Here is a 21,442-nt window from a genome sequence, read left to right as displayed (position 1 = left end):
GGTCAGAGCATGTGTGCGGGTCGCGCAGGCCCGTGCCCAGCGCTGCGGGGTCTCGCCAGCGCCCCTGCGCTACCGGAGCTTGAACAGGCTGGCCATCGCCTCGCGATACAACCCGTTGCCCACGGCGTTGGTGTCGTAATGGGAGCCGCCCTCCACCAGCACAAACCGCTTGGGTTCCTGTGCGGCGTCATACAGCTGGCGGCCCAGCTGCGCGGGGATGAGGCTGTCGTTGCTGCCATGCACCACCAGCAGCGGCGAGCCAATGTCTGCCACCTTGCGGATGGATTCAAAACGCTGTGTGATGAGGCCGGACACAGGCAGCCAGCCCCATTTGAAGCCGCTCACCACATCGGCAATGCTGGTGAAGGTGCCCTCGACCACCGTGCCTTGCTCGTCGGGCACATCGCGGGCCAGATTGATCGCAATGGCTCCCCCCAGCGAATGCCCAAAGATGTAGCGGGGTTTGCCCGGCTCGTGCAGTGCCAGCCAGCGCCATGCCGCGTGGGCGTCTTCGGTGGCGGTGGCTTCAGACGGCAGGCCGGCGCTGCTTTGGCCAAACCCCCGGTAGTCGATGGCCAGCACCGAAAAGCCCAGCGCCTGCATGCGCCGGATGCGACCTGACGAACCAGAAACGTTCCAACGTGCACCATGCAGATACAGCATCACCGGTGCATCGGCACGGGCATGGGGCAGCCACAGGCCATGCAGACGCTCTGCCTGGTGGGTGATGCCTGACTGGAAGGCGATCCACACATCCTCCATGCCCTCGGTGGACGGGGCGCCGCCCCAGCTACGGTCACTGGGCTGAAAGATCCACTCGCGCTGTTTGGCGTCAAGGGTGGCGCAACCGGCGGTGACACCGATGGCCAGCACGACGGCGGTCAAGAGGAGGAGCAGTCTTTTCATGAACAGGGCTGACTCTGCCACGGCCCGGAAGTTCTGGCGCGGCAGGCTGGGCCCTTTAAGCGATTACCCCAGGGGGCTGCCTTGTGTCGCATGGACTGTCTTGTGGCCCCATGGGGCCACAAGGGGGGGGCTTGCCCCCAGTGCTTACACCACGCCCTGCGCGATCATCGCGTCGGCCACCTTCACGAAGCCGGCGATGTTGGCGCCGTCGATGTAGCTCACGCTGCCGTCGGCGCGTGTGCCGTGCTTGAGGCAGGCGGCGTGGATGCCTTGCATGATCATCAAGAGGCGGTTGTCCACTTCTTCGGCGGTCCAGTTCAGGCGCATGGCGTTCTGGCTCATTTCCAGGCCCGAGGTGGCCACGCCACCGGCATTGCTGGCTTTGCCCGGTGCGTAAAGCACGCCCGCAGCCTCGAACGCCTTGGCTGCCTCGATGGTCGAGGGCATGTTGGCGCCTTCTGCGACGCAGAGCACGCCGTTCTTGATGAGGGTCGCTGCGTCTTTGGCGTCCAGCTCGTTTTGGGTAGCACAGGGCAGGGCCACGTCCACGGGCACATGCCAGGGCGTTTTGCCCGCTTCAAACCGCGCGCCGGTACGCTCTGCGTAGTCGCTCACGCGGCCGTAGTGGTGGTTCTTCACGTCCATCAGGATGGCGAGCTTTTCGGTCGTGAAACCTTCTTCGTCAATGATCGTGCCGCTGGAGTCGGACACGGTGATGACCTTGGCGCCCAACTCCAGGGCTTTTTCCACGGCGTATTGCGCCACATTGCCGGATCCCGACACCGACACGCGCAGGCCGTCAAACGACTTGCCGCGGGTCTTGAGCATCTCCTGGGCGAAATACACCGTGCCATAGCCGGTGGCTTCGGGGCGGATCAGTGAGCCGCCAAACGACAGGCCCTTGCCGGTGAACACGCAATCGGCGCGGTTGCTGAGCTTTTTGTACATGCCAGCGATAAAGCCCACTTCGCGCCCGCCCACCCCGATGTCGCCCGCCGGCACGTCGGTGTCGGCACCGATGTGGCGAAACAGCTCGGACGCAAACGCCTGGCAAAACCGCATCACTTCTGCGGGGCTCTTGCCCTTGGGGTCAAAGTCAGCACCGCCCTTGCCGCCGCCCATGGGCAGCGTGGTCAGCGCGTTCTTGAAGGTCTGCTCGAACGCCAGGAACTTGAGCACCGACAGATTCACCGAGGGGTGAAAGCGCAGGCCGCCCTTGTAGGGGCCAATGGCCATGCTGTGCTGGATGCGGTAGCCACGGTTGACCTGCACGGTGCCGTGATCGTCCGTCCAGCACACGCGGAACATGACGGTGCGCTCAGCTTCGACCAGGCGCTCGAGCAGGCCGTGGTCTGCGTAACGCGGGTTCTTTTCAATAAAGGGCCACAGGCTTTCCATCACCTCGGTCACGGCCTGCAGGTATTCAGGCTGGCCAGGATTGCGAAGAGCCACATGGGCCAGGAAGCTTTCGGCGGACGCGTGTTTCATAGGTCAAAAGGCTTTCTGCATCAAAAAAATCGAGTCTGGTTGGCAGGCTTGGCGCGCTGCAGCATGGGGATTATGTTCAAAAGTTATACGTTTATGCGCATACCTCTGCCCAGCCGTGGGGATTTTTTTGGCGAAATGCTGCAAATTGGTGCAATCTGGAGGCGTGATAGTCACCAAATCTGTGCGAAAACCCGTGTTTTTGCTGTCACCGTCCCGTCATGTGGTGGCGCCACAGTTCGACGGTTCCATAACCAAAAAGGAGAAAAACATGCATGCATCTGCAGCAAAGTGGGGGGTGGTTGGCTTGGTGACGGCCCTGGCGGCGACGCTGGTGGCCTGTGGCGGCAATGATGATTCGCCATATCCGACGCTGAACGGTGACAAGCCGCTGGTCATTGGCCACCGGGGCGCGGCGGGCTATCTGCCCGATCACACCCTGGAGGGCTACAAACGCGGCATCGAGATGGGCGCCGACTTCATTGAACCCGACCTGGTGGCCACCAAAGACGGCGTGCTGGTGGCCCGGCACGAGCCCAACATCACCGGCACCACCGATGTGTCCACCCGGGCCGAGTTCGCCAGCCGCAAGACCAAAAAGGTGGTGGATGGGGTGACGGAAGAGGGCTGGTTTGCCTCGGACTTCACGCTGGCCGAGATCAAGACGCTGCGCGCCGTGCAGCCGCTGTCAGACCGCGACCCGTCGTACAACGGCAAGTTCCAGATCCCGACGCTGGACGAAGTGCTGGATCTCGCAAAGAGCGAGGGCGCCAAGGCCGGGCGCACGGTGGGCGTGTACCCCGAAACCAAGCACCCTACGTTTCACGCCAAGCTGGGCCTGCCGCTGGAAGACCGGCTTCTCGCCACCCTGGCCAAATACGGCTACACCGCCAAAAGCTCGCCGGTGATCGTGCAGTCGTTTGAAGTCGCCAACCTGAAGTACCTGCGCACCAAGACACAGGTGCGCCTTGTGCAATTGGTGGATGCCAACGACGTGAACCCCGACGGCAGCATGGACCTGACAGCGCCCTACGACAAACCCTATGATTTCGCCGTGGCGGGTGACGCGCGCACCTTCGCCAGCCTGCTCACGCCAGCGGGCCTCAAGGAGGTCAAGACCTACGCCGACGGCGTGGGCCCCTGGAAGCCCTACCTCATCCCGTCCAAGCAGGTCGATGCCAACAAGGATGGCAAGGCCGATGACTTGAATGGCGACGGCGTGATTGACGAACGCGACCGCGTCATGATGTCCGCCACCGATGTGGTCAAGAACGCCCATGCCGCCGGTCTGTTTGTGCACGCGTATACCTTCCGCAACGAAGCCAAGCGCCTGGCATCGGACTTCAAGGGCGACCCCAAGGCCGAATACCGGCTGTTCTACAACCTGGGCGTGGACGGCGTCTTCAGCGACTTTGCGGACGTCGCCAAGGCCGCGCGGGATAACTAAGGGGCAAAGGACAGCGCCTGTCTGTGTGATCTTTTCTTCAGCTAGGGAAGCTCTTCACGAATCGGTTCTGGCTGTGCCGTAGCGATGCCCGAACTAAGACAGCGCCCGCGTTGGGTCATTGGGTACTCCCGGCAGGCGCTGCGCGAGGGCCATTGCCCGGTTTCGCGGGGCATTAAGCCCCCTGCACGCGCACCTGCCCCATGCAGGCCAGCAACTTGTGCCTTGCCATCCACAGATTGCCCAACGCAAACAGCGTGACGATCTGCGCCGTGTTCTTCATGAGCCCCCGGTAGCGCACCTTCACGTACCCGAACTGCTGCTTGAGCACTCTGAACGGGTGCTCCACCTTGGCCCGGATGCTGGCCTTGGTGCGTTCAAGTTGGTCGATCAGCGCATCCACAGGCTTGTTTTTGTCCAAAGCCCGGCGCAACCCCGGGCGCATGGCTACATGCCAGCGCACGTTCTTGTTGGCATCGGGCCGCTTGTCCACTCCTTGGTAGCCCGCATCGCCAAAGGCATCCGTTTCTTGCCCGTGCAGCAGGCTGTTGGCTTCTATCACGTCGTTCACATTGCCACTGGTGCCGCGCACGCTGTGCACCAGGCCTGAATCCGCATCCACGCCAATGTGAGCCTTCATGCCAAAGTACCACTCGTTGCCCTTCTTGCTTTGATGCATCTCGGGGTCTCGTGCCTTGCCTTCATTCTTGGTGGACGTCGGCGCCGCAATCAGCGTGGCATCCACCACCGTGCCTGCTTTGAGTTGCAGCCCTTTGGCTTGCAGCAGGGCATTGACCGTAGCGAGGATCTGATCGGCCAGTTTGTGGCGCTCCAGCAGATGCCGAAAACGCAGGATGCTCGATTCACTGGGAATGTGTTCGTCCCAGTGAGACAGGCCGGCAAAGTCCCGAAAGGCTGGCACGTCGTGCAGTGCCTCTTCCATGGCTGGGTCGCTAAGCTTGAACCACTGCTGCATGAAATGGATACGCAGCAGGGTCTGCACCGCAAAGGGCTGCTGGCCCCGGCGTCCGATCTCTGGGGCGTAGGGCTCAATGAGCGAGACCAACTCGGCCCAGGGCACCACCAACTCCATCGCATCAAGGAACTCGCGCTTGCGTGTGCGCTTGATGGTATTGCTCAGGCCCAGGCTGCTTTGCTTCATGCGCTTATTGTCTGGGCTTCAGGCCTGTTCAATCACATCTCACAGGGATTCGTGCAGAGAATCCCTAGGCATACGCTCCAGCAATTCCACCGACCGCTGCTTGAACACGCCCCATGACTCTCCCCTCCCCCTGGCTCCACGAAGCCATCGCCCGCATCGAAGCCGACTACCAGCGCAGTGCCGACACCCACCTGATCCCGCTGCGCCTGACCGCGTTTGCCGCGCATGGCATTGACCTGTACCTCAAGGACGAATCCACCCACCCCACGGGCAGCTTGAAGCACCGGCTGGCGCGGTCGCTGTTCCTGTACGCGCTGTGCAATGGCTGGGTGCATGAGGGCTCGACCATCGTCGAATCCTCCAGCGGCTCCACGGCGGTGAGTGAGGCCTACTTTGCGCGCCTGCTCGGCCTGCCGTTTGTGGCGGTGATGCCGCGCAGCACTTCGCCCGAAAAGATCGCGCAGATCGAGTTCCATGGCGGGCGTTGCCACTTTGTGGACAGCGCGGGCGCGGTGTATGACGCGGCCCGTGCGATTGCTGAGGAGACCGGCGGCCACTACATGGACCAGTTCACCTATGCCGAGCGCGCGACCGACTGGCGGGGCAACAACAACATCGCCGAGAGCATGTTCACGCAGATGGTGCGCGAACGCCACCCGGTGCCGCGCTGGATCGTGGTGGGTGCAGGCACGGGGGGCACCAGCGCCACCATTGGCCGCTATGTGCGTTACCAGCGCCATGCCACGCAAGTGTGTGTGGCCGACCCGGCGGGGTCGGTGTTCAGCGCCTATCACCGCACGGGTGACGCGACGCTGACGGCCCCGGGATCGCGCATTGAAGGCATTGGCCGCCCGCGTGTGGAACCGAGCTTTATCCGCACGCTGGTGGACCGCATGGTGGATGTGGCGGCTGCGAGTCCATTGCCGCCATGCGCGCGCTGTCGCGGTTGCTGGGGCGGCGCGTGGGGCCGTCCACGGGCACCAACTTTGTGGCCATGCTCACGCTGGCCTGCGAGATGCGTGAGCGGGGCGAGCGCGGCTCCATCTTGTCGCTGCTGTGCGATGCGGGCGAGCGCTACCTGCCCACCTATTTCGACACGGCGTGGGTGGACCGCACATTTGGTGATTGCTCGGCAGCGCAGCAGAAGATAGACGGCCTGATCGGCTGATGCCAGCCAAGCACCGCACCATGCCCTCTTCTGCGTTGCCCTCCGGTTCTTTGCTGGCTCCCCCAGGCCCCATGGTCACGCGCCGACAGTGGCTGGCCCAGCAGATGCCCTGGGGCCTGGCGGCCGTGGGGACTGCGGAGTGGTTGCCCCATGCCGCGCATGCCTTGCCCGCACGCGCGTTGAGCTTTCCGCGTGACCACGGTAGCCACCCGGAGCTACGCACCGAGTGGTGGTACATCACCGGCCATGTGCAGGCGCAGGGGCAGCCATGGGGGTTTCAGATCACGTTCTTTCGCTCGCGGGTCGATGGCACGCAGCAGCTGCAGTCGGCCTTTGCGGCCAAGCACTTGCTGTTTGCGCACGCCGCCATCACCGATGTGCGCGGCCAGCGGCTGTTGCACGACCAGCGGATTGCGCGTGCCGGTTTTGGGGTGGCGCAGGCCAGTGAGGCCGACACCCGCATCCGCCTGCAGGACTGGGCGCTGGAGCGCAGTGACACGGCACGCGGAAAGCCAGACTTCACGGCCAGCCGCTACACCACCCGCATTGTGGGCCGCGAGTTTGGGCTGGATCTGGTGTTTGACAGCACCCAACCGTTGCTGCTGCAGGGGCAGCAGGGGTTGTCCCGCAAGGGGCCGGACGCCGAGCAGGCCAGCTACTACTACAGCCAGCCCCAGCTCGCCGTCAGCGGTACCTTGCAGGTGGGCAACAAACGCATGGCGGTTGGGCCAGACACAGGCCGTGCCTGGATGGACCACGAATGGAGCGAAGCGCTGCTGCACCCTGAAGCCCAGGGGTGGGACTGGATCGGCATGAACCTGCACGACGGCAGCGCGCTGACGGCCTTCCGCCTGCGGCGGGCTGACGGCACTGCGTTGTGGGCGGGTGGATCGTGGCGGGCGCCCGGGCAGCCGGTGCAGGTGTTTGGGGCGCAGTCTGTGGCGTTCACCCCCTTGCGGTGGTGGACCAGCCCGCGTAGTGGCGCGCGCTACCCGGTGCAATGGCAGGTGCAAACGCCCGCAGGAACCTTTGCAGTGAACGCGCTGCTGGACAACCAGGAGCTCGACAGCAGCAGCTCTACCGGCGCGGTCTATTGGGAAGGTTTGTCGGATCTGCAGAACCCGGCGGGCCTCAGCGTGGGGCGGGGTTATCTCGAACTCACAGGCTATGGCAAACCATTGCGATTGTGAAAACGCCCGGTGATTGGCCCGCACGCTGTCTCAGAACGTGTTCACGATCTGAGGCCGCACGCCGAGTTCGATGGGGACAAATCGGTGCGTTGAATCCGTGAACGGGGTTGAACAACGGGTCAACATGAACCCGCCGGGGGCCTTCGGACAAGCCCCGGCGGAACGGAGTGCCCCCGTCAGGGTTTGGGGGTTCCACCTCGGCGGCGCACCAGCCAGGCAATGATCTCCCCCATGATGCCCCGGCGGAAAGCCAGCACACAGATCACAAAGATCAACCCGGTGACCATGGTGACCGACTCACCCAATGTGCTGAACCATTCGATGTGGGTGACTCCTGCCAGGAAGTGGCCCACCTCGCCCAGCTTGTTCTCGAGCAAGACGACGACCGCAGAACCGATGATCGGGCCAGAGAGCGTGCCCAGGCCGCCCACCAGCGTCATCAACACCACGTGGCCAGATGAAGTCCAATGCACATCACTGAGCGTGGCGAAACCCATCACCAGGGTTTTTAACGCGCCGGCCAGGCCCGAGAGCGCGGCCGACAGCACAAACGCCACCAGCTTGTAGCGGTTGGTGTCGTACCCCAGCGAGGTGGCGCGTGGCTCGTTCTCTTTGATGGCTTTGAGCACCTGGCCAAAAGGCGAATGCACCGTACGCACGATCAGCAGGAAAGCAGCGACCACGATGGCCATCACGATGTAGTAAAGCACCAGGTCGTTTTGGAGGTCGACCAAGCCAAACAGCTTGCCGCGTGGCACGGATTGCAAACCATCTTCACCGCCAGTGAACGGAGCCTGGAGCGCCACAAAAAACAGCATCTGCGCCAGTGCGAGCGTGATCATGGTCGAATAGATGCCCGTGCGCCGGATGGCGAAAAAGCCCACGATCAGCCCCAGCAAAGCGCCACCAAGCGTACCCAGCAACAAACCGACTTCAGGCGTCAGGCCCCACACCTTGATGGCGTGGCCGGTGACATAAGCGGCACCGCCCAGAAACGCCGCATGACCGAATGACAACATGCCGGTGTAGCCCAGCAACAGGTTGAATGCCGCAGCAAACAGTGCGAAGCACATGAGCTTCATCACAAACACCGGATAGGCACCAAAAAACGGCGCCAGCAGCAAGCCGACGAACAGCAGGCCATAGCCTACAACAGCAAGATTCTTGAGATTCATGTGGAGGGCCCCGTCAATTTTCTTTGCCGAACAGGCCGGCGGGGCGAATCAGCAGCACGATCACCATGATCACAAAAACCACGGTGGACGATGCTTCAGGATAGAAAACTTTGGTGAAACCTTCGATGATTCCGAGGCCCAGGCCGGTCAGGATCGATCCCATGATCGAGCCCATGCCCCCAATCACCACCACCGCAAACACTACGATGATCAGGTTTTGTCCCATCAGTGGCGAGACCTGGTACACCGGGGCGGACAGCACCCCCGCAAACGCGGCCAGCGCAGCGCCAAACGCATACGTGAGCGTGACCATGACAGGCACATTCACACCAAACGCTTCGACCAGGCGCGGGTTTTCGGTGCCTGCGCGCAGATAGGCGCCCAGTTTTGTTTTCTCGATCACAAACCAGGTGGCCAGACACACGGTGACCGAGGCCACCACGACCCAGGCACGGTAGTTGGGCAAGAACATGAAGCCCAAGTTGGTGCCACCCGAAAGCAGATCGGGTGTGTCGTAGCCCAGGCCCGATACCCCATAGACCGAGCGGAACGCGCCCTCGATCAACAGCGTGAGCCCGAGCGTGAGCAGCAGGCCGTAGAGATGGTCGAGCTTGTAGATCCAGCGCAGGAGCAGGCGTTCGATGACCACGCCAAACGCCCCCACGACCAGCGGCGCCACAATCAGCATCACCCAATAACTGATGCCAAAGTAGTTCATGGCCATCCAGGTCACCACGGCCCCCATCATGAACAGCGCGCCATGCGCAAAGTTGATGACATTGAGCAGGCCGAAGATCACGGCGAGCCCCAGGCTGAGAATTGCATAGAACGAGCCATTCACCAGCCCCAAAAGGAGCTGGCTCAGCAAGCCTGGCAATGAGATACCAAAGATTTCCATGGGCGAAACAGGTCGTGGAAGGTCAGGTCAAATCAGATCGGTGGAAGAAGGCGTTATTTCCAGAGCGCGCACTTGCTCTCGGCCTTGGTGGTGAACACCGCTTCGCCGGGCAGCTTCTTCACGATCTTGAGGTAGTCCCAGGGCTTCTTGGAATCAGCGGGCTGCTTGGCCTCGACCAGGTACATCTCATGCACCATGCGGCCGTCAGGGCGGATCACACCGTTCTTGGCGAAGAAGTCATTGATCGGTGTCTTCTTCATGTATTCCATGACCTTGTCGGAATCGGTGGTCTTCACGGCAGCCACGGCTTTCAGGTACGTCATGGTGGCCGAGTAGTCGGCTGCCTGCACATCGGTGGGCATGCGCTTCATCTTGGCAAAGTACTTGTCGGCAAACTTGCGCGAGTCATCGTCCTTGTCCCAGTACCAGCTGGTGGTGTGCAGCAAGCCGGCGGTGTTCTTCAGACCCAGGCTGTGGATGTCGCTCAGGAACACCAGCAGACCGGCCACTTTCATGGTCTTGTCGATGCCGAACTCCTTGGCGGCCTTGACGGAGTTGATCGTGTCGCCGCCCGCATTGGCCAGGCCCAGGATTTGTGCCTTGGAGCTTTGCGCCTGCAGCAGGAACGACGAGAAATCCGACGCGTTCAGTGGGTGACGCACGGCGCCCAATACCTTGCCGCCCTTGGCTTCCACCACGGCACTGGTGTCTTTCTCCAGCGAGTGGCCGAAGGCATAGTCCGCCGTCAGAAAGAACCAGGTCTTGCCACCCGTGTCCACCACCGCGCCGCCCGTGCCCTTGGCCAGCGCCACCGTGTCATAGGCATAGTGCACGGTGTAGGGCGTGCAAGCCTCGTTGGTCAGCGCGGACGAACCGGCACCGTTATTGAAGTAAACACGTTTCTTCTCTTGCGCGACCTTCGCCGTGGCCAATGCCGTGCCCGAGTTGGTGCCGCCAAAAATCATGGTGGCACCTTGGGTGTCGATCCACTCGCGCGCCTTGGAGGCTGCAATGTCTGCCTTGTTCTGGTGGTCTGCCGTCAAGAGTTGGATCGGCTGGCCCAGCGCCTTGCCGCCGAAATCGTCGATGGCCATCTGGATGGCCGTGGCGCCCCCTTTGCCTTCTACGTCCGAATAGAGGCTCGACATGTCGGAGACAAATCCGATGACGACCTTTTCCTGCGCGTGCGCCGCGCCAGTGGCCAGGCCTGCAGCGGCCAGCATCAGTGCCAGAGTGGTGTGCTTGTATTTCATGCGGAGTCTCCTTATCGACGGTTGGAAAACAAAAACGGGAGGAAAGTCATTGGACAACGGAGCAGCAGAAACCCGGGCTCAAATGCCCAGCAGCTGATTGAGCACGGGCATGCGGGATTCGAGTTCATGGGCACCGAAATGCTCGACCACGGTGCCGTGTTCAATGACATAAAACCGATCTGCCAATGGCGCTGCAAAACGGAAGTTCTGCTCCACCATCACCACGGTGTACCCCTTGGCGCGCAAGGTGGTGATCATGCGGGCCAGCGCCTGCACAATCACGGGAGCCAGGCCCTCGGATATTTCATCGAGCAGCAGCAAATTGGCCCCGGTGCGCAGAATACGGGCGACCGCCAGCATCTGCTGCTCACCGCCCGAAAGACGCGTGCCCTGGCTATTTTTTCGCTCAGCCAGATTGGGAAACATGGCATAGATTTCGTCGAGCGACATGCCTTGTATGCCGGTCTTGAGCGTGGGCGGCAGCAGCAGGTTTTCCTCGCACGACAGGCTGGAAAAAATGCCCCGCTCTTCTGGGCAATAACCCACACCCAGGTGCGCGATGCGGTGTGTGGGCATCTGAATGGTTTCCACGCCACCAATCTTGACGGAACCTTTGCGGGCACCAGTCAGCCCCATGATGGCACGCAAGGTCGAAGTGCGGCCGGCACCGTTGCGGCCCAGCAGCGTCACCACTTCGCCGGGCTGTACCACCATGTCCACCCCGTGGAGCACGTGCGACTCGCCGTACCAGGCTTCGAGGTTCTTGATTTCAAGGGCGGGGGTCATGCTGGTGCTCATCTCAGTGCGCTCCCTGCAGTTGGCCGTCGGTTGTGCCCATGTACGCTTCCATCACCTGGGGGTTGTTCGACACTTCAGCGTAAGGCCCTTCGGCCAACACGGCCCCGCGTTGCAGCACCGTGATGCGATCTGCGATGGTGGAGATCACCTTCATGTTGTGCTCGACCATCAAAATGGTGCGCCCGGCGGACACTTTCTTGATGAGCTGCGTGACGCGGTCCACGTCTTCATGGCCCATGCCCTGCGTGGGCTCATCGAGCAGCATCAGCTCGGGCTCCATCGACAGCGTGGTGGCAATCTCGAGCGCACGCTTGCGGCCATAGGGCAAGTTGACCGTGACTTCGTCGGCCATGTCTTCCAGTCCCACTTCGGCCAGCAATTGCATGGCCCGGTCATCGAGCTGGCGCAGGCTGCGCTCGCTGCGCCAGAAGTGAAACGACGTGCCGAGCTTGCGTTGCAGCCCCAAGCGCACGTTCTCCAAAAGCGTGAGGTGAGGAAACACAGCCGAGATCTGGAAGGAGCGGATCACCCCCCGCCGCGCGATCTGAGCAGGACGCTCACGCGTGATGTCGTGCCCATTGAACCGTATGGCACCCGATGTGGGCTCGAGGAACTTGGTCAACAGGTTGAAGCATGTGGTTTTGCCCGCGCCGTTGGGACCAATCAGCGCATGGATAGAGCCCCGGCGGACGGCCAGGTTCACATCGCTCACGGCGGTGAAGCCCTTGAACTCTTTGGTCAAGCTGGTGGTTTCGAGAATGACGTCGCTCATTGCGCCTTGGCCGCTCTGTTAGGTGCTCAATGTGGAGCCTTGCAACAAGGTCTCCGCGTGTGTGGAATGGTTTGCATGGTATGCGTGCCTGCCCTGCCGCAGATACTGGGACTAATGCCTATGTATAAATGCCTACATGCGCAAAATGCGCTGCCGCCGTGCGCCCTCCTGCCGTCTCGATGCAGACATCTCAGGCACCCGGCACCCGCTGCAGACATGTTCACGATGGGGCCCGGCACGGGACACCATGGAGCCCTACACTGCCGCCATGGCATCCATTCCCTCTCCCACACCCGCACGTGGCGCCCCGCGGTCACTCACCGGCCTGTTCCCGTTCCTGCGGCCGTATCGCGTTCAGATCGCTCTGTCAGGGGTGTTCCTTGTATTGGCAGCGCTGGCCACTTTGGTGTTTCCGCTCGCGCTGCGCAGCCTCATTGACGGTGGGCTCACCGGAATATCGGCGGACAAGGGCACGCAGGCCATGGCGCTGCGCGGGCATTTCGAGGCCCTCTTCGGGGTAGCCATTGCGTTGGGTGTGTTTTCTGCCGCGCGTTTTTATACGGTGAGCTGGCTCGGTGAGCGCGTCACTGCCGATCTGCGCAACGCCGTCTACAGCCACGTGCTTCGACAAAGCCCGCAGTTCTTTGAGACCACCCAGACCGGTGAGGTGCTTTCGCGCCTGACCGCCGACACGACCCTGGTGCAGACCGTGGTGGGTTCGTCTCTGTCGATGGGGCTGCGCAATGCCGTGATGGGCGTAGGCGCGCTGGTGATGCTGGTTTGGACCAACCCCTACGTCATGTCGGTCGTGCTACTGGCCGTGGTGCTGGTGGTTTTGCCCACGATGTGGATCGGTCGCCGGGTGCGGCGCCTGTCGCGCGACAGCCAGGACCGCGTGGCGGACTCCAGTGCCATCGCGGCCGAGGTGCTCAATGCCGTGCCCGTGGTGCAAAGCTACACCGCAGAATCGCGTGAATCCGCCCGTTTCGGGCTGGCGACAGAGAACGCGTTCCAGGTCGCCATCAAGCGCACCCGCGCCCGGGCGATTCTTGTGGCCTTCATCATCATCGCCAATGCCGGGCTTCTGCTCTGGGGCCTGTACCGGGGCACCGAAGCCGTGCTGGCAGGCCAGATGAGTGCCGGGCACCTCGGGCAGACGGTGGTGTATGTCATGCTGCTGGCCGGCGCAGTGGCGGTGCTCGGTGAGGTGTACGGTGACCTGTTGCGTGCAGCGGGCGCCACCGAACGCCTGATGGAGTTGCTCTCCAGCCACTCGCCTGTGGCAGACCCAATCCCCCCCCAAACACTGCCGCCGTCAGGGCAGGGCCTGGAGGTGCAGTTTGACAACGTGCTGTTCCACTACCCCTCACGTCCCGACCAACCAGCGCTGCATGATTTCACGCTGCGCCTGGCGCCCGGCGAAACGGTGGCGTTGGTGGGCTCCAGCGGCGCAGGGAAAACCACGGTATTTCAGCTGCTGCAGCGTTTTTACGATGTGGACCCGGCGCTACACGGTCGTTCACCAGGGAGCATCCGGCTCAATGGCGTAGACATTCGCGAGATGTCGCTGGAGACGCTGCGTGCCCACACCGCCACCGTTCCCCAAGATGCCGTGATCTTCTCTGCATCAGCCATGGAAAATATCCGTTACGGGCGCCCCGATGCGACCGATGACGAGGTCATGGCCGCCACCAAGGCCGCATTTGCACACGACTTTCTCATAGCGCTGCCTGAAGGCTACGCCACCTTCTTGGGCGAGCGCGGCGTACGGTTGTCGGGTGGTCAGCGCCAGCGAATCGCCATTGCCCGGGCCATGTTGAAAAACCCGCCGCTGTTGCTGTTGGACGAGGCCACCAGCGCGCTGGATGCTGAAAGTGAGCGCATGGTGCAAGCGGCCCTGGACACCGCCATGCAACGCCACACGGGCAAGCGGACCACCCTGGTGATTGCGCACCGCCTGGCGACCGTACAAAACGCCGACCGCATCGTGGTGCTGGAACAAGGGCGCATCGTCGAGCAAGGCACCCACAGCAGTTTGCTGGCGCAAGGCGGCGTGTATGCGCGACTTGCAGCCTTGCAGTTCACGGTGTGAACACGGGTGCAAGCACCATGGCCCTCACACCGCTAACTTGCTGGCACCTATTCAATGGAGGCGCAGTCGCGTGAGGCATCTATCATATTGATAGCAGCAAGTGCCTATAGATAAAGCGCTACAAGGCGAAAAGGCTGAATACACTTACCAAGCCGCCTGCCGGGCAGCAAGCGGCAATGGCAGGGGCTATTACTGCAGCGTTTCTTTTGCAGCCTCAGGCAGTGGCAACGGCAGGACCGCAATGCCCTCTTCCAGCAACTGCACCGTTTCGTCAGGCGTGGCATGGCCGCGAATGCCGCGCTCTGGCACTTCGCCATGGTGCATGCGCCGGGCCTCCTGCGCAAAGTGATGCCCAACATCTTCAGTGTGGGCCACAATCTTGCGCGCCAGACTCAGCCACGCGGCTTGTAGCGCCATGGATTCGGCCTTTGTGTCCGCAACAGTTGGCGCAGGCGCAGAAGATGGGACGGGGGCCTTCGCTGGCTCGGTCACATCGCGACTGCCCAGATTCAACCTCGGCGCGCTCAACCGTTTTTCGATGTGATCATCTGCGCACAACGGGCATTGCAGGAGGCCGCGCTGCTTCTGACCCAGGTAGTCGTCTTCGGATGCAAACCATCCCTCAAAGACGTGACCCAACCGACATTGGAGGTCAAGCACCTTCATGGGAGCACGCTGGCACAGGCACCTTCACCCACGACGGCGCAGGAGGTACCGATACACAAAACCAGGAAAAGCCAGGGTAAGAAACATCGTCCCGGTGATCGCGTAAAACTCCCAGCCCTGAGGGGCAACCTGCCCCGCCCGCCGCTCCAGAACCAGCGCGAGTACCCCAACCAAGGCATACAACACGATCAACTCAACCACCCGCACGATCAACGGTTTCCCTGCGGGCGCCACTGGGCCCACCACCATCCAGCGCTGATTGACAAAAGGCAGATTGGCGGCAATAAAGGCGGCCACGATGACCAGCCAGACAGACCCGGTAAGAGACACAGAGAAATCGAATCAGTAGGTTTGTCGGACTACAACGAGGGCACGAAACGCGAAATGCAGACTCAGGTTGCCAGTGCGCGCACGATGGCATCGGCACACAACGACATCAGGCCACCAGGCAACAACCCGAGTCCCAACACCAACGCGCCGTTGATAGACAGGGCCACACGCACATCGACCGGGGCCGACACGTTGGAAGCGGTCAGAGGGACATCAAAGTACATGACTTTCACGACCCGCAGGTAATAGAAAGCCCCAATCAATGACATCAGCACGGCAAACACCGCCATGGCAATGTACCAAGGCTGCCCCGATGCGACCAACGCCTGCAACACCGACAGCTTGGCGTAGAACCCAACCATCGGAGGAATCCCGGCCATCGAGAACAGGCAGACAGCCATCACGCCGGCATAAAGCGGGCTGCGTTGGTTGAGACCGGCGAAATCAGAAATTTCCTCGCTCTCAAACCCTTCGCGGGCGAGCAACAAAATTACACCAAACGCAGCCAGAGTAGTCAGCACGTAGGTCACCACGTAGAACATCGACGCGCTGTAAGCGCTTTCAACAGCTGCCGCATCGACGTTGCCGTTGATGACACCCGACATCAGGCCCAACAGCACAAAACCCATCTGCGAAATGGTCGAATAAGCCAGCATGCGCTTGAGGTTGGTCTGGCCAATGGCCGCCAAGTTACCCACCAGCAGCGAGCCAATCGACAGCACCGCCAGCATCTGCTGCCAGTCGATCGCCAACGGCAGCAAACCATCCACCAGCAACCGAATCGTGATGGCAAACGCCGCCAGTTTCGGGGCCCCGCCGATCATCAGCGTGATGGACGTAGGAGCGCCCTGGTACACATCTGGAATCCACATGTGAAATGGCACCACGCCCAGCTTGAAAGCAAGACCAGCCACGACAAACACCAGACCAAACACAAGCACCTGGTGTTTGATCTGACCGGCGTTGACCGCCTTGAACACCTGACCGATGTCGAGTGAGCCCGTCGCACCATAGATCATGGACAGGCCATACAGCAGGAACCCGCTGGCCATCGCACCCAACACGAAATACTTCATCGCGGCTTCTGTTGCCGTGGCGTTGTCGCGGCGCAAGGCCACCAAGGCGTAGCTCGACAGCGTCAGCAACTCCAGCCCCAGGTAAATCACCAAGAAGTTGTTGCCTGAGATCATGATGAACATGCCCAGCAGCGCGAACATCGCCAGCGTGAACATCTCACCGCCGCGCAGCATGTCTCGATCTGCGGCATAAGGGCGGCCATAAACCAAGGTCGCCATCATCGCCACGGTCGCAAAACACTTGAGCCAATTGCCCATGGCATCGCTCACCACCATGTTGCCAAAGCCGTAGAACGTGTTGCCACTGCTGGCATACATTGCCTGCAACGCGGCCACCACGGCCAGCGTGAGCATTGTCAATACGTAGGTCCCTGTACGGCGTTTACTGTTGATCCCCAGATCGACCAATGCGATGACGCAGGCCATCGTCAACAGCACAATCTCAGGATAAATCGCTAGCCAGCTGATGTTGTCAATCATCTCTAATCTCTCAGTTCAGTCTGGTCAGTTCAGCTTGGACAGCGCCACATGCTTGAGCAGTTCTGCCACCGAGGTGTCCATCACATCGGTGAAGGGGCGCGGATAAATACCCATGGCCAGCACAGCGATACCGAGCAATGCCAGCATCAGGAATTCACGGTTGTTGATGTCCTTGAGGCCCTTGACGTTGTCGTTGGCCACAGGCCCCAGGTACACACGTTTGAACATCCACAGCGTATAGGCCGCGCCAAAAATCAGCGCCGTGGCGGCCCCGAGGCCCACCCAGAAGTTGGCCTTCACCGCACCGATGATGACCATCCACTCACCAACAAAACCCGCCGTCCCTGGCAGACCACAATTGGCCATCGCAAACAACAGCGCAAAAGCGGCAAACTTGGGCATGGTGTTGACCACACCACCATAGGCGGCAATCTCGCGAGAATGCACGCGGTCATACAGCACACCGATGGACAGGAACATCGCACCCGACACAAAACCGTGCGCAACCATCTGCACCAAGCCACCCGACACGCCAAGGTCGTTGAAGATGAAGAACCCCAGGGTTACAAAACCCATGTGGGCAACGGATGAATAAGCCACGAGCTTCTTCATGTCTTTTTGAACCATGGCCACAAGACCCACGTAGATCACAGCAATGAGCGACAGGGCGATCATGAGCCAGGCCCACTCACGCGCAGCATCAGGCGCGATAGGCATGGAAAAGCGCAGAAAACCATAGGCGCCGAGCTTGAGCATGATGGCCGCGAGCACGGCAGATCCACCCGTAGGCGCTTCGACGTGCACGTCGGGCAACCAGGTGTGCACGGGCCACATAGGCACCTTCACCGCAAAGGCAGCGAAGAAAGCAAAGAACAACAAGGTTTGCGCGCGCCCACTCAGCGGCAGCTGGTGCCACGTGGCGATGTCAAAACTGCCACCCGACTGGTTGTACAGGTAGATCAGCGCGATCAACATCAGCAGCGAACCAAGCAGCGTGTACAGGAAGAATTTGAACGCCGCGTAGATCTTGTTGGGGCCACCCCAGATGCCAATGATCAGATACATCGGGATCAGCGTTGCCTCGAAAAACACGTAGAAAAGAATGCCGTCCAGCGCACTGAAAACGCCAATCATGAGGCCCGAAAGAATCAGGAAAGCCCCCATGTACTGGTTGACACGCTCGGTGATGGACTCCCACGAAGCGATCACCACAATCACCGTGATAAAGGCAGTCAGCGGCACAAACCAGAACGAAATACCATCCACCCCCAGGTGGTATTGCACATTGAAACGCTCGATCCAGGCGGCCTTCTCGACGAACTGCATGGCAGCAGTGCCAAGCTTGAAGCCGTCATACAAAGGCAACGTGACCAGAAGACCGATCACAGCGCCCAGCAGCGCCAGCCACCGCACAACACGGGCATGTTCATCCCGCCCCAGAGCAAGCAGCAACACGCCAAAGGCAATCGGTATCCAGATTGCAAGACTCAACAGACCCATTTTTATTTTTCTCCTACTTGTTGAGCCAGACGAAATACGTCATAAGCACGAAAACACCCAGGATCATCACCAACGCGTAGTGATAAATGAAGCCCGTCTGCACCTTGCGCACCGCGCCTGCAACCCAACGCACAAGCTTCCATGAACCGTTCACCAAAGTGCCGTCAATGATGGCCTGATCGCCACCCTTCCAGAGCCCCGTACCCAACGCACGCATACCGCGGGCGATGATGTTTTCGTTGATCCAATCGAGGTAGTACTTGTTTTCCAGCAAGGCGTAGATAGGCTGCACACGCGCTTTGATGCCCGCGGGCAAGGCTGGGTTGACCATATACATGTAGTAGGACGAGACCACCCCCGCCAAGGCAAGCCAGAACGGCGCTGCCTGCAGGCCGTGCAAAGCCATCGCCCAGGCACCGTGAAACTCTTCGGCGATATGAGCCATCGACGGATGCTTGACGGCATCTACAAAAATAACGTCCTTGAAGAAATCGCCAAACAACATCGGCTGGATGAACATGAAGCCCACAACCACCGATGGAATCGCCAACAGAATCAGCGGCACCGTCACTACCCAGGGTGACTCATGCGGTTTGGCATCGTGCCCATGGTCATCGTGGTCGGTATGGTGGTCATGGTGGTGGACATCGGGATTCTGGTCGTAGCGCTCCTTGCCATGGAACACCAGGAAGTACATACGCCCCGAATAGAAGGCCGTCACAAACACACCCGCCAGAACCGCAAAATGCGCGAAACCGGCAGCAGGCAAATGGCTGAAATGCACGGCCTCGATGATGCTGTCCTTGGAATAGAAACCCGCAAAAAGCGGCGTACCGATCAAAGCCAAAGAACCCAGCAGCGATGTGATCCAGGTGATAGGCATGTATTTACGCACGCCACCCATCCAGCGAATGTCCTGGTTGTGGTGCATGCCCATGATCACGGAGCCGGCGCCGAGGAACAACAGTGCCTTGAAGAAGGCGTGGGTCATCAAGTGAAATACAGCCACCGAATAGGCCGAAGCCCCCAGAGCCACCGTCATATAACCCAATTGCGACAGGGTGGAATAAGCCACCACACGCTTGATGTCATTCTGAATAATGCCCAGGAAACCCATGAAGAGCGCTGTGATGGAGCCAATCACCAAAATGAAATTGAGTGCCGTATCAGAAAGCTCGAACAACGGCGACATGCGGGCCACCATGAAGATGCCAGCCGTCACCATGGTTGCGGCGTGAATCAGCGCGGAGATAGGCGTTGGGCCTTCCATGGAATCCGGCAGCCACACATGCAGTGGAAACTGCGCGCTCTTACCCATCGCACCGATAAACAGACAAATGCAGATCACGGTGATCAGCATCCAGTCAGTGCCAGGAAATGCAAGCCCGCCCAGCGCTCCTGATTTTGCAAAAATCTCACCGTAATCCAGCGTGCCTGCATACGCCACGATGAGGCCGATCCCCAGAATAAAACCGAAATCGCCCACACGGTTGACCAGAAAAGCCTTCATGTTGGCAAAAATCGCCGATGGCTTGTTGAACCAGAAACCAATCAGCAAATACGACACCAAGCCAACCGCTTCCCAACCGAAGAACAGTTGCAGCAGGTTGTTGCTCATGACGAGCATGAGCATGGAGAAGGTGAACAGCGAGATGTAAGCGAAGAAACGGTTGTAGCCGTCATCTTCTTCCATGTAGCCAATGGTGTAGATGTGCACCATCAAAGACACGAACGTCACGACAACCATCATCATGGCCGTCAGGCTGTCTACAAGGAAACCCACTTCCATCTTCAGGCCGCCCACCACCATCCACGTGTAGAGCGTTTCGTTGAATCGGGCACCATCCACCACAACGCTTTGCAGCGTCATGGCCGACAGGACAAAGGCGATCAGCACGCCCAGGATGGTGAGGGTGTGGCTCAAGCGGCGACCGATCCAGTTGCCGCCAAAGGTCGTGCCAAAGATACCGGCCAACAATGAGCCGACCAGCGGGGCCAGCGGGACAGCCAGAAGCGTTGAAGCAGAGAGGGTTTGACTCATTCTTGAGAACCTTGGGAATACAGCCGAACCATCAACCCTTGAGGGTGTTGAGGTCTTCTGCGTTGATGCTGGACTTGTTGCGGAACAGCAGCACCAGAATGGCCAGGCCGATGGCCGATTCGGCTGCCGCAACGGTCAGGATGAAGAACACGAACACCTGCCCATGCATGTCTCCCAGGTAATGGGAAAAAGCTACGAAGTTCGTGTTCACGGCGAGCAGCATCAGCTCGATCGACATCAACAGAACAATCAGGTTCTTGCGGTTGAGGAAAATACCAATGACGGCGAGCGCAAAAAGCATAGCCCCCAAAGAGAGGAAGTGACCCAGAGTCAACGTCATGCTTTTTTCTCCTCGACAACAGGCTGAACGGGCATTTCTGCAACTGCCTTCTGCGTCGCAGCCACTTTAAGAACCGAAAGGCGATCGCCAGCACGCACCCGAACCTGTGCAGAGGGATTGATGGCCTTGCTGTCCTTGCGCTGGCGCAGGGTCAACGCGATGGCCGAAATCATGGCGACCAGCAAAATCACTGCGGCAATTTCTACGGGAAACAGATATTCGGTATAGAGCAACTTGCCCAGAGCCTTGGCGTTTGAATATTGAACCACCTGACCGGCAGCATCCACAACGGCCATGACGGGCTTGGGCTCGTCCATACCCCGAAACCCTCCCATAAGGACGGCAGCCATTTCAAGGGCAACTACCGCGCCCACAGTAGCCGCGAGGGGAAAATGCTTCCAGAATCCCTTGCGTACGGTGTCAATGTGAATGTCCAGCATCATCACCACAAACAGGAAAAGCACCATTACCGCGCCTAAATACACCAGGACAAGGGCAATCGCCAAAAATTCCGCCTTCAACAAAAGCCATACGGCGGCCGCTTGCGAAAAGGCGAGGATGAGATACAGCACTGCATGCACGGGGTTGCGCGCAGTAATCACGCGGAAGGCTGCAAACAGCAGCACAACCGAGAAGAGGTAGAAAAAACCAGTCTTGGCGTCCATG

The 21,442-nt window shown here is 60.3% G+C and carries 18 protein-coding genes and 1 pseudogene; 4 read left to right on the top strand and 15 right to left on the bottom strand.

Translation table 11 applies throughout. From position 1 onward, the window contains the following. Positions 1-69: 69 nt before the first annotated feature. Positions 70-906, bottom strand: coding sequence for an alpha/beta hydrolase (locus KI609_RS07815; protein ID WP_226448780.1), 837 nt, complete (start codon positions 904-906; stop codon positions 70-72). Positions 907-1,050: 144 nt separating this feature from the next. Beyond that, positions 1,051-2,394 carry an NADP-specific glutamate dehydrogenase gene (gene gdhA, locus KI609_RS07810; protein ID WP_226448778.1) on the bottom strand — a complete coding sequence of 448 codons (1,344 nt, stop codon included), beginning with the start codon at positions 2,392-2,394 and terminating at the stop codon, positions 1,051-1,053. Positions 2,395-2,662: 268 nt separating this feature from the next. On the opposite strand from gdhA, the gene KI609_RS07805 reads away from it, so the two are divergent. After that, the gene (locus KI609_RS07805) at positions 2,663-3,838 is read left to right on the top strand and encodes a glycerophosphodiester phosphodiesterase (RefSeq protein ID WP_226448776.1); all 1,176 of its coding nucleotides are present in this window, start codon (positions 2,663-2,665) and stop codon (positions 3,836-3,838) included. A 172-nt stretch (positions 3,839-4,010) separates the two neighbouring features. Here the strand turns inward: KI609_RS07805 and KI609_RS07800 are convergent, their stop codons facing one another. Further along, positions 4,011-4,997, bottom strand: coding sequence for an IS5 family transposase (locus tag KI609_RS07800; RefSeq protein WP_226448774.1), 987 nt, complete (start codon positions 4,995-4,997; stop codon positions 4,011-4,013). Between the two features lie 113 nt (positions 4,998-5,110). Here KI609_RS07800 and KI609_RS07795 point away from each other — a divergent pair. Next, positions 5,111-6,165, top strand: a pseudogene (locus KI609_RS07795) (PLP-dependent cysteine synthase family protein). Between the two features lie 20 nt (positions 6,166-6,185). Beyond that, complete coding sequence (locus tag KI609_RS07790; RefSeq protein ID WP_413463383.1) at positions 6,186-7,355, top strand: lipocalin-like domain-containing protein; 1,170 nt, start codon at positions 6,186-6,188, stop codon at positions 7,353-7,355. Between the two features lie 176 nt (positions 7,356-7,531). On the opposite strand, the gene KI609_RS07785 is transcribed toward KI609_RS07790, so the two are convergent. The 5 genes from KI609_RS07785 to KI609_RS07765 form a co-directional block, all read right to left on the bottom strand. Further along, complete coding sequence (locus KI609_RS07785; RefSeq protein ID WP_226448772.1) at positions 7,532-8,530, bottom strand: branched-chain amino acid ABC transporter permease; 999 nt, start codon at positions 8,528-8,530, stop codon at positions 7,532-7,534. A gap of 13 nt (positions 8,531-8,543) precedes the next feature. Beyond that, positions 8,544-9,428 (bottom strand): branched-chain amino acid ABC transporter permease, encoded by an 885-nt coding sequence (locus KI609_RS07780; RefSeq protein WP_226448770.1) that lies wholly within the window; start codon positions 9,426-9,428, stop codon positions 8,544-8,546. A gap of 53 nt (positions 9,429-9,481) precedes the next feature. Then, a complete protein-coding gene (locus KI609_RS07775; protein ID WP_226448768.1) occupies positions 9,482-10,681 on the bottom strand; it encodes an ABC transporter substrate-binding protein in 1,200 nt (399 codons plus the stop codon). 78 nt (positions 10,682-10,759) lie between these two features. Further along, complete coding sequence (locus KI609_RS07770) at positions 10,760-11,467, bottom strand: ABC transporter ATP-binding protein (RefSeq protein WP_226448766.1); 708 nt, start codon at positions 11,465-11,467, stop codon at positions 10,760-10,762. A gap of 13 nt (positions 11,468-11,480) precedes the next feature. Beyond that, positions 11,481-12,251 (bottom strand): ABC transporter ATP-binding protein, encoded by a 771-nt coding sequence (locus KI609_RS07765; protein ID WP_226448764.1) that lies wholly within the window; start codon positions 12,249-12,251, stop codon positions 11,481-11,483. 268 nt (positions 12,252-12,519) lie between these two features. On the opposite strand from KI609_RS07765, the gene KI609_RS07760 reads away from it, so the two are divergent. Then, on the top strand, positions 12,520-14,343 hold the full coding sequence (locus tag KI609_RS07760; RefSeq protein WP_226450235.1) for an ABC transporter transmembrane domain-containing protein: 1,824 nt from the start codon (positions 12,520-12,522) through the stop codon (positions 14,341-14,343). A 189-nt stretch (positions 14,344-14,532) separates the two neighbouring features. Here the strand turns inward: KI609_RS07760 and KI609_RS07755 are convergent, their stop codons facing one another. The 7 genes from KI609_RS07755 to KI609_RS07725 form a co-directional block, all read right to left on the bottom strand. Next, positions 14,533-15,009: a DUF1178 family protein gene (locus KI609_RS07755; protein ID WP_226448762.1), complete on the bottom strand. Its 477-nt coding sequence runs from the start codon at positions 15,007-15,009 to the stop codon at positions 14,533-14,535. 24 nt (positions 15,010-15,033) lie between these two features. Next, the gene (locus KI609_RS07750) at positions 15,034-15,339 is read right to left on the bottom strand and encodes a DUF2818 family protein (RefSeq protein ID WP_226448760.1); all 306 of its coding nucleotides are present in this window, start codon (positions 15,337-15,339) and stop codon (positions 15,034-15,036) included. Between the two features lie 62 nt (positions 15,340-15,401). After that, entirely contained in the window at positions 15,402-16,895 is a 1,494-nt protein-coding gene (nuoN, locus tag KI609_RS07745) for an NADH-quinone oxidoreductase subunit NuoN (RefSeq protein WP_226448758.1), read from the bottom strand. A gap of 24 nt (positions 16,896-16,919) precedes the next feature. Continuing rightward, positions 16,920-18,395 carry an NADH-quinone oxidoreductase subunit M gene (locus KI609_RS07740; RefSeq protein WP_226448756.1) on the bottom strand — a complete coding sequence of 492 codons (1,476 nt, stop codon included), beginning with the start codon at positions 18,393-18,395 and terminating at the stop codon, positions 16,920-16,922. A gap of 13 nt (positions 18,396-18,408) precedes the next feature. Further along, the gene (gene nuoL, locus KI609_RS07735; protein ID WP_226450233.1) at positions 18,409-20,436 is read right to left on the bottom strand and encodes an NADH-quinone oxidoreductase subunit L; all 2,028 of its coding nucleotides are present in this window, start codon (positions 20,434-20,436) and stop codon (positions 18,409-18,411) included. 31 nt (positions 20,437-20,467) lie between these two features. Beyond that, entirely contained in the window at positions 20,468-20,776 is a 309-nt protein-coding gene (gene nuoK / locus KI609_RS07730; RefSeq protein ID WP_226448754.1) for an NADH-quinone oxidoreductase subunit NuoK, read from the bottom strand. Beyond that, positions 20,773-21,441, bottom strand: a complete 669-nt coding sequence (locus KI609_RS07725; RefSeq protein WP_226448752.1) for an NADH-quinone oxidoreductase subunit J — start codon at positions 21,439-21,441, stop codon at positions 20,773-20,775. Before KI609_RS07725 ends, nuoK begins: the two co-directional genes overlap by 4 nt. Between the last annotated feature and the right edge of the window lies 1 nt (position 21,442).

The organism is Acidovorax radicis (assembly GCF_020510705.1).
GTDB lineage: Bacteria > Pseudomonadota > Gammaproteobacteria > Burkholderiales > Burkholderiaceae_C > Acidovorax > Acidovorax radicis_A.
The sequence above is the reverse complement of the archived record's forward strand: the minus strand, read 5'-3'. Positions and strand labels throughout refer to the sequence as shown.

Coding starts and splice junctions, on each gene's coding strand:
- KI609_RS07815 (WP_226448780.1), bottom strand. CDS start 906: ATGAAAAGACTGCTCCTCCTCTTGACCGCCGTCGTGCTGGCCATCGGT.
- gdhA (WP_226448778.1), bottom strand. CDS start 2,394: ATGAAACACGCGTCCGCCGAAAGCTTCCTGGCCCATGTGGCTCTTCGC.
- KI609_RS07805 (WP_226448776.1), top strand. CDS start 2,663: ATGCATGCATCTGCAGCAAAGTGGGGGGTGGTTGGCTTGGTGACGGCC.
- KI609_RS07800 (WP_226448774.1), bottom strand. CDS start 4,997: ATGAAGCAAAGCAGCCTGGGCCTGAGCAATACCATCAAGCGCACACGC.
- KI609_RS07790 (WP_413463383.1), top strand. CDS start 6,186: ATGCCCTCTTCTGCGTTGCCCTCCGGTTCTTTGCTGGCTCCCCCAGGC.
- KI609_RS07785 (WP_226448772.1), bottom strand. CDS start 8,530: ATGAATCTCAAGAATCTTGCTGTTGTAGGCTATGGCCTGCTGTTCGTC.
- KI609_RS07780 (WP_226448770.1), bottom strand. CDS start 9,428: ATGGAAATCTTTGGTATCTCATTGCCAGGCTTGCTGAGCCAGCTCCTT.
- KI609_RS07775 (WP_226448768.1), bottom strand. CDS start 10,681: ATGAAATACAAGCACACCACTCTGGCACTGATGCTGGCCGCTGCAGGC.
- KI609_RS07770 (WP_226448766.1), bottom strand. CDS start 11,467: ATGACCCCCGCCCTTGAAATCAAGAACCTCGAAGCCTGGTACGGCGAG.
- KI609_RS07765 (WP_226448764.1), bottom strand. CDS start 12,251: ATGAGCGACGTCATTCTCGAAACCACCAGCTTGACCAAAGAGTTCAAG.
- KI609_RS07760 (WP_226450235.1), top strand. CDS start 12,520: ATGGCATCCATTCCCTCTCCCACACCCGCACGTGGCGCCCCGCGGTCA.
- KI609_RS07755 (WP_226448762.1), bottom strand. CDS start 15,009: ATGAAGGTGCTTGACCTCCAATGTCGGTTGGGTCACGTCTTTGAGGGA.
- nuoN (WP_226448758.1), bottom strand. CDS start 16,895: ATGATTGACAACATCAGCTGGCTAGCGATTTATCCTGAGATTGTGCTG.
- KI609_RS07740 (WP_226448756.1), bottom strand. CDS start 18,395: ATGGGTCTGTTGAGTCTTGCAATCTGGATACCGATTGCCTTTGGCGTG.
- nuoL (WP_226450233.1), bottom strand. CDS start 20,436: ATGAGTCAAACCCTCTCTGCTTCAACGCTTCTGGCTGTCCCGCTGGCC.
- nuoK (WP_226448754.1), bottom strand. CDS start 20,776: ATGACGTTGACTCTGGGTCACTTCCTCTCTTTGGGGGCTATGCTTTTT.
- KI609_RS07725 (WP_226448752.1), bottom strand. CDS start 21,441: ATGGACGCCAAGACTGGTTTTTTCTACCTCTTCTCGGTTGTGCTGCTG.